This is a genomic window from Microbulbifer epialgicus (assembly GCF_041447265.1).
Lineage (GTDB): Bacteria > Pseudomonadota > Gammaproteobacteria > Pseudomonadales > Cellvibrionaceae > Microbulbifer > Microbulbifer epialgicus.
Genome location: NZ_JBGMEK010000048.1, coordinates 1 through 14,746 on the forward strand (window position 1 = coordinate 1; position 14,746 = coordinate 14,746).

11 protein-coding genes are annotated in these 14,746 nt (G+C 46.4%); all 11 read right to left on the reverse strand.

Features of this window, described 5'->3' with window-relative positions; all coding sequences use genetic code 11:
- Positions 1-215: 215 nt before the first annotated feature.
- The 11 genes from ACCI49_RS16940 to wecC all read right to left on the reverse strand — a co-directional run bounded on the left by ACCI49_RS16940 (position 216) and on the right by wecC (position 14,741).
- Complete coding sequence (locus ACCI49_RS16940; protein WP_371840293.1) at positions 216-731, reverse strand: CinA family protein; 516 nt, start codon at positions 729-731, stop codon at positions 216-218.
- Positions 732-1,149: 418 nt separating this feature from the next.
- Positions 1,150-3,153 (reverse strand): polysaccharide biosynthesis protein, encoded by a 2,004-nt coding sequence (locus ACCI49_RS16945; RefSeq protein WP_371840294.1) that lies wholly within the window; start codon positions 3,151-3,153, stop codon positions 1,150-1,152.
- Between the two features lie 218 nt (positions 3,154-3,371).
- Positions 3,372-4,547 (reverse strand): DegT/DnrJ/EryC1/StrS family aminotransferase, encoded by a 1,176-nt coding sequence (locus ACCI49_RS16950; protein ID WP_371840295.1) that lies wholly within the window; start codon positions 4,545-4,547, stop codon positions 3,372-3,374.
- A gap of 174 nt (positions 4,548-4,721) precedes the next feature.
- On the reverse strand, positions 4,722-5,384 hold the full coding sequence (locus ACCI49_RS16955; RefSeq protein ID WP_371840296.1) for an acetyltransferase: 663 nt from the start codon (positions 5,382-5,384) through the stop codon (positions 4,722-4,724).
- Positions 5,381-5,980, reverse strand: a complete 600-nt coding sequence (locus ACCI49_RS16960; protein WP_371840297.1) for a sugar transferase — start codon at positions 5,978-5,980, stop codon at positions 5,381-5,383. Before ACCI49_RS16960 ends, ACCI49_RS16955 begins: the two co-directional genes overlap by 4 nt.
- Positions 5,961-7,193, reverse strand: a complete 1,233-nt coding sequence (locus ACCI49_RS16965) for a glycosyltransferase family 4 protein (protein ID WP_371840298.1) — start codon at positions 7,191-7,193, stop codon at positions 5,961-5,963. Before ACCI49_RS16965 ends, ACCI49_RS16960 begins: the two co-directional genes overlap by 20 nt.
- Positions 7,190-8,965, reverse strand: a complete 1,776-nt coding sequence (locus tag ACCI49_RS16970; protein ID WP_371840299.1) for a heparinase II/III family protein — start codon at positions 8,963-8,965, stop codon at positions 7,190-7,192. Before ACCI49_RS16970 ends, ACCI49_RS16965 begins: the two co-directional genes overlap by 4 nt.
- Before the next feature lie 62 nt (positions 8,966-9,027).
- A complete protein-coding gene (locus ACCI49_RS16975; RefSeq protein WP_371840300.1) occupies positions 9,028-11,163 on the reverse strand; it encodes a bi-domain-containing oxidoreductase in 2,136 nt (711 codons plus the stop codon).
- On the reverse strand, positions 11,160-12,281 hold the full coding sequence (locus ACCI49_RS16980; RefSeq protein WP_371840301.1) for a hypothetical protein: 1,122 nt from the start codon (positions 12,279-12,281) through the stop codon (positions 11,160-11,162). The genes ACCI49_RS16975 and ACCI49_RS16980 overlap by 4 nt, the downstream gene beginning before the upstream one ends.
- Before the next feature lie 10 nt (positions 12,282-12,291).
- Positions 12,292-13,473 (reverse strand): O-antigen ligase family protein, encoded by a 1,182-nt coding sequence (locus ACCI49_RS16985; protein ID WP_371840302.1) that lies wholly within the window; start codon positions 13,471-13,473, stop codon positions 12,292-12,294.
- The gene (gene wecC / locus ACCI49_RS16990; RefSeq protein ID WP_371840303.1) at positions 13,470-14,741 is read right to left on the reverse strand and encodes a UDP-N-acetyl-D-mannosamine dehydrogenase; all 1,272 of its coding nucleotides are present in this window, start codon (positions 14,739-14,741) and stop codon (positions 13,470-13,472) included. The genes ACCI49_RS16985 and wecC overlap by 4 nt, the downstream gene beginning before the upstream one ends.
- Positions 14,742-14,746 lie beyond the last annotated feature (5 nt).

The following is a 14,746-nucleotide window of genomic DNA, read 5'->3' on the forward strand; positions in this document are numbered from 1 at the left end:
TCGGTGCCAAAAAAGCTGGTTTGTTGGTACTGATCGGTGTCCGTGAGCATCATTATCCTTGAGCATTTCGACCAGAAATTTGGATCAGAATAGCGAAAACTGGTCGAAATGGCTATGTCATATATCCACGTAGTCCTAGTGCCACAAGGTCTGGAGACTTTTTTCAGGGTCGACTAAATACTGCAAATTCACCGGAGAATTGGCTGTGCGGCCCTTTAAACCGGGTGCTCATCCAGGATAGTGAGCATCCCCTTAATTGCCTCGATGACCGTTTGTGCTTGCACTTCAGCTCGATCCCCCTCAAAGAGAAAGCAGCGGGCATCAATCTGGACCGGCTCCTGCCCCTCAGCATGAGCCCAGGCAATCCAGACGGTTCCCACTGGCTTCTCATCAGTGCCACCATCCGGCCCGGCTATACCACTCACCGCGACGGACAGATTTGCATCCATCATCGCTAACACCCCGCAGGCCATCTGGCGGGCAACTGGTTCACTCACCGCGCCGAACTGCTTTAAATCCCTGGCATCTACCCCCAGTACGCTGTGTTTGATGCGATTGGCATAACTTACGACTGCCCCATCAAACCAATTAGACGCCCCTGCTATAGAGGTAATAGCCGCGGCGATTGCTCCTCCGGTACAGGATTCTGCCGAGGTCACGCGCCAGGCCCGCTTATCTAACTCTTCTCCCAACTGCTGCGCCAGCCGGATAGCATCTTCATAGTCGACCATTTTACATCCCGTTAATATGAATTAGAGCCAGCCCCGCAAGCATCGGCCTGGGTGTATTGTTACTAAACCCTGGATGTGATTGAAGCATTATTACCTTGGAGTTTCGGGGGAAATGGGCTAGCAAGATCATCTCAATATTTGAAATGGTCATGGGTCTTGCGCTGTTCGTTTATTGCACGACGCTAGGTCTTGTGCCAGCTATTAAAACTCTGGTCTTTTGATGCTTAAGTACTTCCTATCCTAAGGCAAGGGCCGCGAAGAAGGGAGAAAAACGAAATTCAGGCTGGTAACTTTTTGTCATAGCGGAATTTCTTATCGAGCTGCATCGAACAGCCATGATGAAAAGATTTTCCGCCATTCTTGTATCTAAATTCGCGCTAAATTCTGAAGAAAGTTATATATGAGCGGTCTAGCATTATTAAGCTAGTTCTGGTTCTGCACATCGCCTCTGATGAACCCAGTCTACAATTTCGCCTTCTGGAGTATAACCGCACACAGTTTCCCGCAGCAGCTGGCGTACCCGTTCGTAATCATCTCGCTCTACAGCATTAAGTAGCTGCGCCAACATGGTCTTGAAAGACTCCCAGGACAAGTGGTCTTCAGTGGCACGCATAATCATCGGGTGATCGGTCGGGCTGACGTTGTCACCAATCAATAGCTCTTCATAGAGTTTTTCACCAGGACGCAAACCGGTAAACTCGATAGCAATATCACCGTGTGGGTCCTTCTCTGACCGCACAGTGCAACCACTGAGGTGTATCATTTTTTCTGCCAACTCGGCAATTTTTACCGGACTGCCCATATCCAGCACGAACACATCACCACCCTGCCCCATCGCACCAGCCTGAATAACCAGCTGGGCTGCCTCGGGAATCGTCATAAAGTACCGGGTAATATTGGGGTGCGTTACCGTTACTGGGCCACCGCGCTTTATCTGATCGCGAAAACGCGGAATCACCGACCCCGATGAACCCAATACATTGCCAAATCGGACCATTGTGAAACGGGTTTTGTTGACCTGGTTTACTACCTCACCACCATTGAATAGCACAGGCGCAGACTCTTGACTCAGCGCTTGTAGCACCATTTCTGCAAGGCGTTTAGTGCTACCCATTACATTGGTTGGGCGCACCGCTTTGTCGGTAGAAATCAATACAAAATGTTCGACTCCTGCTTTCACCGCAGCCTGCGCTGTATGCAGAGAGCCAAACACATTGTTCATTACTCCCTCGGCGATATTGTGCTCTACCATTGGGACGTGCTTATATGCTGCCGCATGATACACGGTCGTCACTTCCCATGAGCGCATTAAGTCCAGTAAGCGCCCCGGATTGCGGATGGTACCGAGGATAGGCACCAGTCGCACTGGCAAAGATTCACGTCGAATCCGCTGTTCCAATTCAGTATGGATACTGTAAAGATTAAACTCACTGTGCTCAAACAACAGCAATGTAGTCGGACCAGTGGCTACGATCTGACGACATAACTCCGAACCAATCGAGCCTCCAGCACCGGTCACCATTACCACATGACCGCGAATACAGCGTTCAAAAAGAGCCTTCTGTGGCGGTACCGCATCACGACCTAGCAGGTCAGCAACATCCACTTCCTGAATGTCTTCAACTTTAACCCGGCCACTAGCCAAGTCCATAAAACCCGGTACGCTACGCACGTGCAAGGGAAAGCTTTCCAGCAACTCGAGTATCTCGCGGCGGCGCGCACGAGAGGCAGACGGAATTGCCAGAAGTATTTCCTCCGCTCCGGTTTGTTCAATCATCCGTTGGATATTCTTGGGTTTGAAAACCCGTAAGCCCGCAATCACCCGATTGGCAATGCCACGATCATCATCGATAAAAGCCACCGGCAGCATGACCCGGTCTATACGCAACGCCGCCACCAGTTGGTTACCTGCCGCCCCGGCGCCATAGATAGCCACCTTCGGTAAATGGCCGACTCGGTTAATAAAAGGCACCTGCTGGCTGGCTACATACCAATCGCCCATAAAATACTGTCGCATGACCAACCTGAGGCCACCGATCATCGTTAAGCTCAACCAACAGTAAATGAACACAACCGAGCGCGGTACTCTCGCCGGTGGCTCGCGGTTCAAATAGACTACCAAAGCCAGAACCAAAGCGGAGAGCAATACCGCTTTGAAGATACTAATCAGCGCATCTTTGCCAAAGTAGCGCATCACCGCCCGATACATACCGAACCGGATGAAAATAGGTATCGCGATTAGTGGCGCACTGACAAATAACCAAGCATGCGCATCAAAGGGGTTAATTGACTTGTCCAGCCCCAAACGAATCGCAAAAGCCAGCCAAAGAGCCAGCCACACCAGCAGGATATCGGTCGCCACTTGTAGGATACGTTTATTGCGACGGGGCAGCCCCAGCAGCCAGTTGCGCAGCTTATCCATTAACTTTTCCCCCAGCCAACCCCATGACTTTATTTACTCAATCGTCGAGCAATAACAGGTCGTTATTGAACCCTACTACATTGGTTGGCCTACAACGACCCACCCTCTGTCAAGAAGGAGCCAAATTCTCCGAGGCTTGCCTCTCTATAGATGCCCCTAGCAAGACAAGCAAGTGATTCACCGACAGATGCCAATCTAAATATAAATGGCGAAAAAGCTTACCCGGCTGCTTTTTTCATCACGTCAGCCAGCACCGAGCAAGTTCTATCAATTTCTGCATCGGTCAATGTTGGATGCACGAGAAGCATCAAGCTGGTTTCACCCAGTTCCCTAGCCGTTGGTAGACGTTCAACCGGACGCCATCCAGTGTCCTCAAATGCCTTCTCCAGGTATACCTCGGAACAAGAGCCGGAGAAGCATGGCACGCCCTGCTTAGCAATCTCCGTAAGAATACGGTCACGGCTCCAGCCCTCTTTCAACTCAGAGGGATCGACAAACACGTAGCATTTATATGCAGCATGAGCAATATCCGCGGGTACCTCCGGAACACGCAAACCAACAAGCTCATTGGCGACTGACCATATACGCTCTGCATTTGCTAAGCGCCTCACATGCCAATCTGGCATATGCTGAAGTTGAATACGGCCGATTACCGCTTGCACTTCCATCATTCGCCAATTGGTACCAAAGCTTTCATGAAGCCAACGGAAACCTGGGGCATGTTCACGCTCATAAACAGCTTCCCACGACTTACCGTGATCTTTAATTGACCACATACGAGACCACAACTCTCGGTCATTGGTGGTCACCATTCCACCCTCACCACCAGTAGTCATAATTTTGTCCTGGCAGAATGACCAAGTACCGACATGGCCGATTGAACCAACTGGTCGACTTTTATAGCGCGCCCCATGTGCCTGAGCACAATCCTCAATCACTTTCAGATCATGCTTAGCGGCAAGCGCCATAATAGGGTCCATATCACACGGCCAGCCAGCAAGATGCACGCATATTATCGCGCGAGTGCGTGGTGAAAGAACAGCGCTAATAGTTTCTGCGTTAATATTCTGTGATTCATTGTCGACATCAGCAAAAACTGGGATCGCACCTGCATTTACAATACTCGACACCGAAGCAAGGAAAGTGCGTGGCGTGACAATCACTTCATCACCAGCGCCTACGCCCAATCCTTGTAAGGCCAAATCAAGCGCAACAGTCCCATTCGCTAAAGCGATCGCGTGTTTGGCACCTGCCCACGCAGCAAAGTCTCTCTCAAATTCGCGACACTCCAGCCCGGTCCAATAATTGACCTTATTGGAAAGAATTACATCCCGGACGGCATTGGCCTCCTCTTCTGAAAAGGAAGGCCAAGGTGAAAAAGAAGTATTAAGCATTGTTTGAATCAAGCACCATTAATAGTAAAAGCTTTCCGCTGTATACAGTCAGCAAGAGTTATCGCGTTAAAGTAGTAGTTTAAGCCTCAATTAAGGACCTTTTTTAAAATGGGTAGAGCCGCAATCACCTCTACAAGCGTCATTCACAAAGACACTTAATTCAGTATTAGAGCGTTACTGAACAACTTTCTCTTTATCAATTATTTTTATCAACTTTGCAGGGTTACCATAAACCATGGCACTTTTTATTACATCTTTGGTTACGACACTTCCCATACCAACCATAGCTCCATCACCAACAATCAAACCCTGCCGGATAGAGACACCAGTGCCCAACTCACTCCCTTGCCCTACTTTCACATTACCCGATATAGCTACCATAGGCGCTATAGTAGCAAAATCATCAATTACTGTTTCATGCCCAATAGTACAGTTAAGATTAACAATGACGTGAGCTCCTATACTAATCTCGACGGTCCCTATTGTACCTGCACAGACAATACTTCCCGGACCAACTGAAGTGTACTGATCCATGATCAACGCTTTGGGGTCAACAAGCGTAGCAAAAGAAGGTTTACCCTGAGAGCACATTTTATCATGTACTTTTTTTCGAATACGCGGGTTGCCAATTGCAATAACAAAATCACAATCCGAGTATTCCATCCAACTCTCTACTCCGCCTAAAACGGGAATGGAGCAGAATACTTGCCCATTGGTTGCAGGATTGTCATCAAGAAAACCACGGACATTTATTCCCAAGCGAGAGGCAAGCCAAAAAACCTCCTTCCCAAAGCCACTAAAACCAACAACGATTAGGTCTTTAGTCTGCATTTTCATTTATAACGTTCCCCAGTAAATTTTGACATAGTAGCCTCCCCATCAGCGCTGATACCATCACGCATCACCACCTTCTTAACAGTAAAAAAAAGGATTTTCAGATCCAGCCAAAAAGAGCGGTTATCCACGTACCAAACATCCAGCTCGAACTTCTCCTCCCAGCTCAGCGCATTACGACCATTAATCTGAGCCCAACCAGTGACTCCAGGGCGCACTTCGTGGCGACGATATTCCTGCACACTATACAAAGGTAAATATTCCATTAGTAATGGCCGCGGACCCACTAAACTCATTTCACCCTTTAGCACATTCCATAACTCTGGCAGTTCATCCAGACTTGTAGAGCGAAGGAAATTGCCAAATGAAGTCATACGTTCAGAGTCCGCTAACAGATTTCCGTCAATACCCCTTGTATCACGCATAGTACGAAACTTTATCATCTCGAATGGCTTGCCATTCAAACCTGGACGTAGTTGACGAAACAGCACTGGAGAACCAAGCTTTTGATGAATAAACCACGCGATAACGAAAATCACCGGTGCAAAAAGAATCAACCCACAAAAAGAGGCAAAAATATCAAACAGGCGCTTGCTCACCGCACTCCCCCTCCAGCCAATCAACAAACCGATCCGCGAGTACTATTCGATTAAAGTCTCGCTCAGCCAATTCACGGCCCCGCTTTCCCATTTCCTTAACTGACGCTTTTTCATTCGCCATCTGCTCAAGCGCATCTGCAAAAGCCTGTGGGTCTTCTGGTTCGACTGAAAAACCGCACTGATTCTCCTCGATCATCTCCGCTAACCACCCTGGATAATTGTTCAAGACAGGTAGGCCAGCGGCAATATAGTCAAAGAATTTGTTTGGAGAAGTACCAAAATAAAAAGCAGGCACATTTGCCAATACCTGCAACCCAACGTCCGCACTAGCCATCAAACCAGCAAGGCGGTGTTTATTCACAGGCTTATGGAAAACCACGCAATCCAAATGCTCCCTTCGTGCCCGAGCCTGTAGAGTTGGCTTAAGTTTACCCTGGCCAATCAATAGCAACTTAATATCCTTACGTCCGCGTCGCTTCAGCTCAACAGCTACATCAAGTACTGCATCTAGGCCATTAGCTATCCCATGGGTACCAGCAAAAACGGCCAACAAATCACCCGACTCTATCCCTTCAGGCCTCCAGGGCTCAACATCGCCAGCAAATATTCTTAAATCACAACCATTAGGTATCAGGGCAATCCTATCACGCGACACTCCACGTTCCGCAATTCCATCAACAATACCGGGAGATAAGCCGATTAACCTGTGAGCTGAACGGTAGCTGGTCCACTCGAGAATAGACATGGTACCTAGCACCAATGGATTACGAATTACACCCATCGCTTTAGGTAGTTCCGGCCACAGATCTCGGACTTCGAAAATGAATGGCTTACCTCTCAGCCAGCGAGCAAAAATCCCAGGTATACCGGCCGTAAGTGGTGTAGTGGTAGCGAAGATCAAATCATAACGTTCGGTGAGTGCCAAGCCGATACTACGCAGAGCAAACCTGGCAAAGGTCAGTGCCCTCTTTGTAAAACCATCATCATTTGAGTAAGCTAGGTCAAACTCAATAATGTCGATCCCTTCAACAACCCCACGCCGCTTACCCTTGACGAAAGGCAGCTTCAGACCTGTCTCCCCGCCGCCATAACTCCCACAGACCATGGTTACCTGGTGCCCACGATTAACCAAATTTCGAGCCATCTCATAAGAGCGAATGCCCACAGCCCCTTTTGGGGTTGAAAAGTGTTGGTGAAAATATAGAACTTTCATAAAGTCCACTGATACTCCGTAGTTAGAGATCCTGGTTGATGGACTTCTACCTCCAAGACCTGTAGTTTTTCTTTATCGAAGTAATAACGCGACTCGTAACCTGCGACTAGCTCAAGGCGAGTGATAGGCATGGAAGCCTCAAGTATCAAGGTATGCTCACCATTAAAAATCCTGTGGCCTTCAATCCGCCAATGGCCAGGCTCAAGCTTCCAACGCAGTATCGCCTTATTGACGAAGCCCTCAATTTTATCAATTACCCTTAATCCATTATCTGCTAACGAAACTTCACGCCAATGGCCAGCTTTTTGACGATCCCTATAACTTACTGCAAATGTTGTCGTATTGCCCCTTTCACATATTGGTTCAAAATATGAAGTTTTTAACCAGTCCCCAAAAAGGAAACGGCTTATCCGGGGCATCTGATCACGATCATCAAACTGAACAGTATTGTGGCTAACGGTACCAGGGAAGTAATTGAGCCACCGAGTATCCGTGTTGTAGCTGAATGTACCAGAATCACGTAAAAGATTGCGGCCATCTAACCATAAGTCGACATGTAGCGCGTCTGCTTGACTTGGCCGAAAGCGAAAGCGCGGATAGCGCAGCATCACCATGGCACCACTACGACGCAAAATAGCAAAACCACCATCATTAAACAGTCGACTGCCAGGAGTAGGAGCAGTAGTGTTGGGCAATTCAACTCCTAACCAGCTCAAAGGTAAATTCCACGAACCTTCACCAGAATATGCCCGCGTATTAGCAAAGAGCACCATAGCCATTTGCACCGTAGGCCGAAAGTCACGGTAATCACTGTTAGTAAGCTGCAGTAACCTCGCCCCATCGTTTGCGCCTAGGTTTGGCGCATCACCGGTTTTCTCGCACACCATACTGTGCAGCCAGTGTGTAGCTGCACGTGAGCGTTCAGACCAGCATAGCGAGAACTGCATCAAATCGAAAACTCTGCGCCATATCTCAACTATGCAAAAGGTATCTAACATAAGCCGGTGGTAATTCAGCGAATATTGACTAAAACTACCATCCTCTTCAATTAACTGGGCAGCGCGATTTTCTAGCCACTTTCGACCAAGCTGAAACCAATATTCACCTTCCATCAAACCCTGGGAATGCAACCAGCTCCCACCAATATACAAAGCAGCAGCTTCTGAGGTACCGTGATTATTGTCCTGTGCCATAGCATAATTAAGTGTCGGTTCAATCCGCTGCAAGTGAATTCGCACCAACTCCAACAAGCTTTGTTCTGGCTCAAGTGCCCGACCAAGAATCAGAGAACCCACGGCTAGGTGTATCACTCGAATAGAAGCCTCTTGTCCGCATTTCCAATTTGGACCTTTGTAGGGGGGGTTCTGCTGACACCAATCCTTCAACCAATGATTCAACCGGCCCAATGTTTCGGCATTACCATCACATACTCGAGCCTGCTGAGCAAAAGATAAAACCCAATCAAAGCGGGATGCTTCCCAAATAGCCTTGATATCGCCTACATTAGGATCGAAATCAGGGATCAACCACCAGTCTCGATCAGCAGCAACAACCTTTGCGCCAGTGAGAGGATTACTATGCCAATCAGGTACCCCCCCCCCGATAGGGTAAAACCATCTTCCAAATAAAATACCGGATTGCTGCCAGTTCAGACGTGATGGTAAATCAGTTGGGACTAGGTCGACAGCTTTAAAGAACTCACCCTTCGGAGCAGAGGCACGAATGCGACAAACAGGATGAAGTCCAAGCTTTATTCCTAGTCTGTAACCCATCACATGACTCAGATTTCTTAAGCCTAGAGCTAAAGCAGTTCTGATTTTTATCTTCCAAACTTTCATTGACTACGCAATAATTCGGCTACTTGAATGGACACCCCTGCCACTTCGAAGATCTCATCAACTGGAATAGCGGAGCTGCCCTGCTCTAATCCCCGTAAAAAAGCAGCGGAACAAGCATTCTGTCCCTTGTCCTGTTTCCACAAGTTCAGTTTGCTGAACCCCGGCCATCCATAACCCTTAAGTTTACGAAAATTATCCAATTGCAGTGTGCGGCCAGCAACAAACACTTCGATACGCTCCTTTGGAAAACTAGCAGCACCATTAGCCAAATATAGAATGGTACCAAACGAACCATCCTCGAAGCCCAGTGTAATGGAGGCCTTATCCTCAGTAATATCTATACCCGGCGTATCTCCCATACGGCGTGCCTGTATCGAAACAATTTTACTTCCTGCAAGAAAACGCATTAAATCAATAAAATGGCAAGCTTCTCCGATAATACGACCACCACCAACTGTATTGTCTTGCGTCCAGTGGTTCGCCGGTATCGCACCAGCGTTCATCGTCATAATGAAGGATTTCGGCTGATCTACCGCCTGCAACAACGACTTAATCTTCTGTATATGAGGGGAGAAACGCCGATTGAAACCAATCATTAGCTGCGGTCCTCTACCAGATTTATGAGCTTTATCATAAGCCATTTTAACTTTGTCTAACTCAGCAAAAGAAATCGCCAGAGGCTTCTCTACAAAAACATTTTTTCCTGCTTCTAGAGCTTTACTGACAAAAAAAGCATGAGTGTCATGCCGAGTAACAATAGCGACAGTATTAAGGGATGAGCTGGATAACATAGCATCCATATCGGTAGACGCTTTAGTAAAACCAGCCTTCTCTCCATGGACAACACCACTAATACCGCTCGCTGTAACAATTGTATGAAAATGGGCACCCGCTGCTTTGAATGCTGGAATTAGCATACGCGAGGCATAATTACCAGCTCCGACGAAGCCCATGACCACCTGCTGATTATTAAATTTAGTAGGGGGGCGCAGCTCGACATGACGAACAGCTCTACTAGCTACATCCGAACGGTATTGCAAAAGAATACCAAGACATCCCATATCTTCGGTAAGAGTTTGATAAGCCAGAGAGGCTTCCTCAAAGGCAAAACGGTGAGTAATCAGCGGCCTAACGTCCAATTGGCCACTGGCAAGCATATCCAGTATCGCCTCGAAATTACGCTGCTCAGTCCAACGTACGAATCCAACTGGATAATCCTGCCCTTTTTCCTCATAGGCCTGATCATAACGACCTGGGCCATAAGAACATGAAACCTGGAAGGTTAGCTCTTTTTCATAAAAATCAGCACGGTTTAGCTCCAGGCCCACAACACCAACCAAGACAATCCGACCACGTTTACGACTCATACGAGCTGCTTGGGTTACTGGATCGCTGGATTTAGTCGACGCAGTTATGATCACTCCATCAACACCGTAACCACGGCTAAAATTCATACCTGCTGATACTGGGTCCTCTCCTTTGCCAGGATTACAGGTAAGAGCGCCGAATTGACGAGCTATTTTCAACTTAGACTCATCAAAATCAATGGCTAGTACACGGCACCCTTGAGCACATAGCAGCTGGACGGTCAGCAAACCGATTAAACCTACACCAATGACCACAAAAGCCTCGCCAAGAGTTGGCTGAGCCAATCGAACTCCTTGCAAGCCAATGCTGCCAACGATGACAAAAGATGCCGATTCATCATCAACCTCTTCAGGGATTCGAGCGCAAAGATTTTTAGGAACCTTCACTAAATCTGCATGTGGCCCATTGGACACCACTCGATCACCGACCTTAAATCCATCAACATCAGTGCCAACCGCACTTACTACACCCACATTGCAGTATCCTAACGGAAGCGGCTGAGCCAATTTGGACTGTACGGCTTCGATGGTCGTCATCAAGCCATCAGTTTGTACTTTTTCCAATACCATCTTGACTTTTTCAGGCTGCTGGCGCGCCTTTTTCAAATAAGACGCTTTACCAAAGCCTACTAGCATTCGCTCAGTTCCCGCAGAAACCAAACTAGTGGAGGTATTTATAAGCAGATGATGAGCACTACATATTGGAGCAGGGGCTTCTACAATAGAAGTTGTACCTTGAGACATGTCTTGGAGTATTTGCTTCATATATTCTTTGCCCTAAAAACCAATATCAATGTCATAGAAAAAACTGCAACCAACATGCAAGCAAAAGACAGCCACATACTATAAAAAGAAGCAGAGACCGCAAGCAGCGCAGAAAGAAAAAAGTAAAAAAGTTGACGAGCTAAGTATCCCTTAAGCGCCAAAAAGTACCCAATTGGCTGGATTAACAAATATATAGGAACCAAAAGAAATATATAATTAAATTCAACCGACCCCTTCTGTAATCGGTTATATATAGCCCAACCAATAAACAAAACAACACCATAAAGTGTAGAAAATGACACAAATCTCAAAAGCATATTCTTTAAAGCTCTCTCCTCCCTCCCAGAAGTAAAATTGGAAATAGCTTTTTGAATTGCAACAATCGGAATTGGATTAAAATAACGCCCGGCATTCATGAGAGACAGGGAAAATCTAAAAATACCAACCTTCTCCGGGGAATATCCAACAATACCAAATAGAATAACCAATCCATTCGAGCTAAAAACATATGCTGCGCGAGTGGACATATGCCCCCAAAAATCTCGCCACCCAAAATCGGCCAAAAAGGAAGCACCTACCCGGAAACAAAACAACCGAATTGTCAACAATAAAGAGAGAACCCCAAAGTAAAACAAGTTACCCCAAAGTAAAAACCAAAAATCCAGCCCCACAACAAAATAGGCGGAAAAATAAAATGCCACTGAAATAAAAATGGAAATACCCACAAAAAAGTACTGTTCCTCAAACAGCAAAAAGGCTTGAATATTGGTCACATAAAGATATAGAAAACCGACCAACAGCAACATTGTGAATATAAAAATATCACCCTCAAAAAAAAGCAACACTATAAATGCAGAGATACACAAACCCAGCAATGCCAACCCTAGAATTTTCAAATCGAGTTTGCGCCGCTGACTGCCTGCCCCAGCTGTAGACACTCGACTGCCATAAATTCCCTGAAAAACTGGCTCCAATAAAGACTGATACAAATAAATTGGAGCCAAATAAAGCATTGCCTTTCCATAACTAGAGAAGCCAACTAGCGCAGGAAGAATAAAGGACTGAAACCCCATTAAAAATATATTTGATGCCTGAAAGAGATAGCGTGAGTAAGTCAAATTTTGCTCCTTAGATAGCTTTAAGTTTCGCCTTTTTAAAAGAGCAGCAGGCCAGCAGGGCTACAACCACAACCATTTGAATTTGCCTAAAAGCGGCGGAAACTAGAAAAAACGCTATCAGTAAACCAAAAATCACCAACACGCCTTCACTTCGCGCGCCCCCCTCCTCAATCCAGGACTTAAACGAAACATATAGGGGGAGAAATAAGATTAATACAATACCCACCCCCCCAATTACACCGCTATTCATCAAAAAATATCCGAGAAAATTGTGGATATAAGGAACCGATTCTTTTTCAAAAAGTCCAGCCACATGTTCAGGACGAGTAAGCTCAAGAGGAACTGGAACCGCCAACCCCTTACCAAAAATTGGAGACTCAAAGAGCTGACTAAAAGCGAAAGAAAGTTCAGCCGATCGAACACTATCCCCAGCAGAACCTGCCATCCTATTAACTAAGGCTTCCACCACCGGAAATCCTGATAAATAAAGGGCTACCAAGACAGTGAAAACCAAACCTGCCAAAAACAGCCCCCAGAAACTCTTCCAGACTCGAAGATAAAACAACACTACAACCATTAGCATCAAAACTTGCGAACGGTATCCCGACAAAACCACCAGCCCGCCAAATGCCAGAAGAAGACAAAACCGCAACAATTTATTTATGTTTTTCTTATACAAAGTAAGAACAAAACCTATCATTCCAAATGGTATTAGAACATCACTGACCACATAGGAGAGCCGAGCGAGCTCACCGGATAAAACACGAAGAACATCAAAAAAATTAAAAACAATCAGGCTAAATAGCCAAAATACTGAAGATAGCCAAACTAGATCATAGGCACTCTGATCCGTAAGCTGTTCATCATTCCAAAAGATAAGGAAAAACAGAAAGAATAAAAAGGGGACCACCCCTCGAAAGAAAAGGTCAACATCCCTACCATTAATAAAAGCAACTATGGAGTTGATAAAAAATAGGTAAGCGACAAAAAACAACACCAAAAAACCGTAAGAACTTATAAGGAAAAGTCTACGGACTCGAAAGCAGACATTAACCGCATAAAAAGCTAAGCTCACTATCAACAAAAGTGCAGGGGGGTCGAAGGCACTAGGAACAAATGAAAGCAACCCCAAAGAGCATGCAACAAGAACCCTAATTACAGAATCCACAAACCCAGTGCGCACCATCTTCATAATTTCCGCCAAATCCCTTTAGCATCAATCAGTAATTTTTCACTATTGAAGTCTACCCCCAAGCTCTTAAACTCAGAGTGATCAACTAACAAAATGAGAATATCAGCTGCCTTAACTGCTTGAGTGGCTTCTTTCAAACTAAGGAATTCTGAAGCCACTTCAGGCAAGGATTCTATATTAGGCTCAACTGCAAAAACCGGCCCAGGAAACTCTCTACCCAACCTCAATGCAATTTCCAGTGCAGGACTCTCACGCAAATCGTCAACATCAGGCTTAAATGCGAGACCAAAACACGCAAGAGTAACTTCATTTACTGCCCTTTCTGGGTTGGCCAAGAGAAAATCTGCAACGACATTTTTCACCTTCTTAATCACCCATTCAGGCTTGCTATCATTTACTTCCCGAGCTGTACGAATTAATCGCGCTTGCTGCGGAGTCTTGCTCACAATAAACCAGGGGTCCACAGCAATGCAGTGACCGCCCACACCCGGTCCAGGCTGTAGAATGTCTACGCGGGGATGGCGGTTAGCTAATTTAATTAGCTCCCAAACATTTATATCGAGCTTGTCACAGATCATCGACAGCTCGTTAGCGAAAGCGATATTCACGTCACGAAAACTATTTTCAGTTAACTTGCACATTTCTGCTGTACGAGCAGTGGTCATGACACACTCGCCCTCAACAAATATTTCATACAGGCTGGAAGCTGCAGCAGAGCACTTGGCTGTCATACCACCAATAACCCTGTCATTCTGAACAAGTTCTCGAAGCACATGACCCGGTAAAACCCGCTCAGGGCAATGGGCGATACGTATATCGGAATCTTCACCACATGACTGAGGAAAGCTCAAGTCTGGTCGAGCCTCCGCCAGCCAATCAGCCATCTGCTCGGTAGCGCCTACAGGGGAAGTCGATTCCAATATAACTAGATTATCTTTCTTCAAGACCGAAGCAATCGCTTTACTGGCTGATTCAATGTAACTTAAATCTGGCTCATGATTACCCTTAAATGGGGTTGGCACAGCAATCAAAAAAGCGTCGGCGGGCTCCGGTATAGTTGTAGCTCGAAGATAGCCCTCTGTCACCGCTGCATGCACAACCATATCTAGATCAGGCTCAACAATATGGATTTCACCTCGGTTAATGGTTTCTACCGCACATTCATTTACATCAACACCAACCACTTGTTTCTTTCGTGACGCAAATACAGCAGCGGTAGGGAGGCCAATATAGCCCAGCCCTACAACAGAGATTTTCTTGAACTGCATATTTC

Coding starts and splice junctions, on each gene's coding strand:
- ACCI49_RS16940 (WP_371840293.1), bottom strand. CDS start 731: ATGGTCGACTATGAAGATGCTATCCGGCTGGCGCAGCAGTTGGGAGAA.
- ACCI49_RS16945 (WP_371840294.1), bottom strand. CDS start 3,153: ATGGATAAGCTGCGCAACTGGCTGCTGGGGCTGCCCCGTCGCAATAAA.
- ACCI49_RS16950 (WP_371840295.1), bottom strand. CDS start 4,547: ATGCTTAATACTTCTTTTTCACCTTGGCCTTCCTTTTCAGAAGAGGAG.
- ACCI49_RS16955 (WP_371840296.1), bottom strand. CDS start 5,384: ATGAAAATGCAGACTAAAGACCTAATCGTTGTTGGTTTTAGTGGCTTT.
- ACCI49_RS16965 (WP_371840298.1), bottom strand. CDS start 7,193: ATGAAAGTTCTATATTTTCACCAACACTTTTCAACCCCAAAAGGGGCT.
- ACCI49_RS16970 (WP_371840299.1), bottom strand. CDS start 8,965: ATGGGTTACAGACTAGGAATAAAGCTTGGACTTCATCCTGTTTGTCGC.
- ACCI49_RS16975 (WP_371840300.1), bottom strand. CDS start 11,163: ATGAAGCAAATACTCCAAGACATGTCTCAAGGTACAACTTCTATTGTA.
- ACCI49_RS16985 (WP_371840302.1), bottom strand. CDS start 13,473: ATGAAGATGGTGCGCACTGGGTTTGTGGATTCTGTAATTAGGGTTCTT.
- wecC (WP_371840303.1), bottom strand. CDS start 14,741: ATGCAGTTCAAGAAAATCTCTGTTGTAGGGCTGGGCTATATTGGCCTC.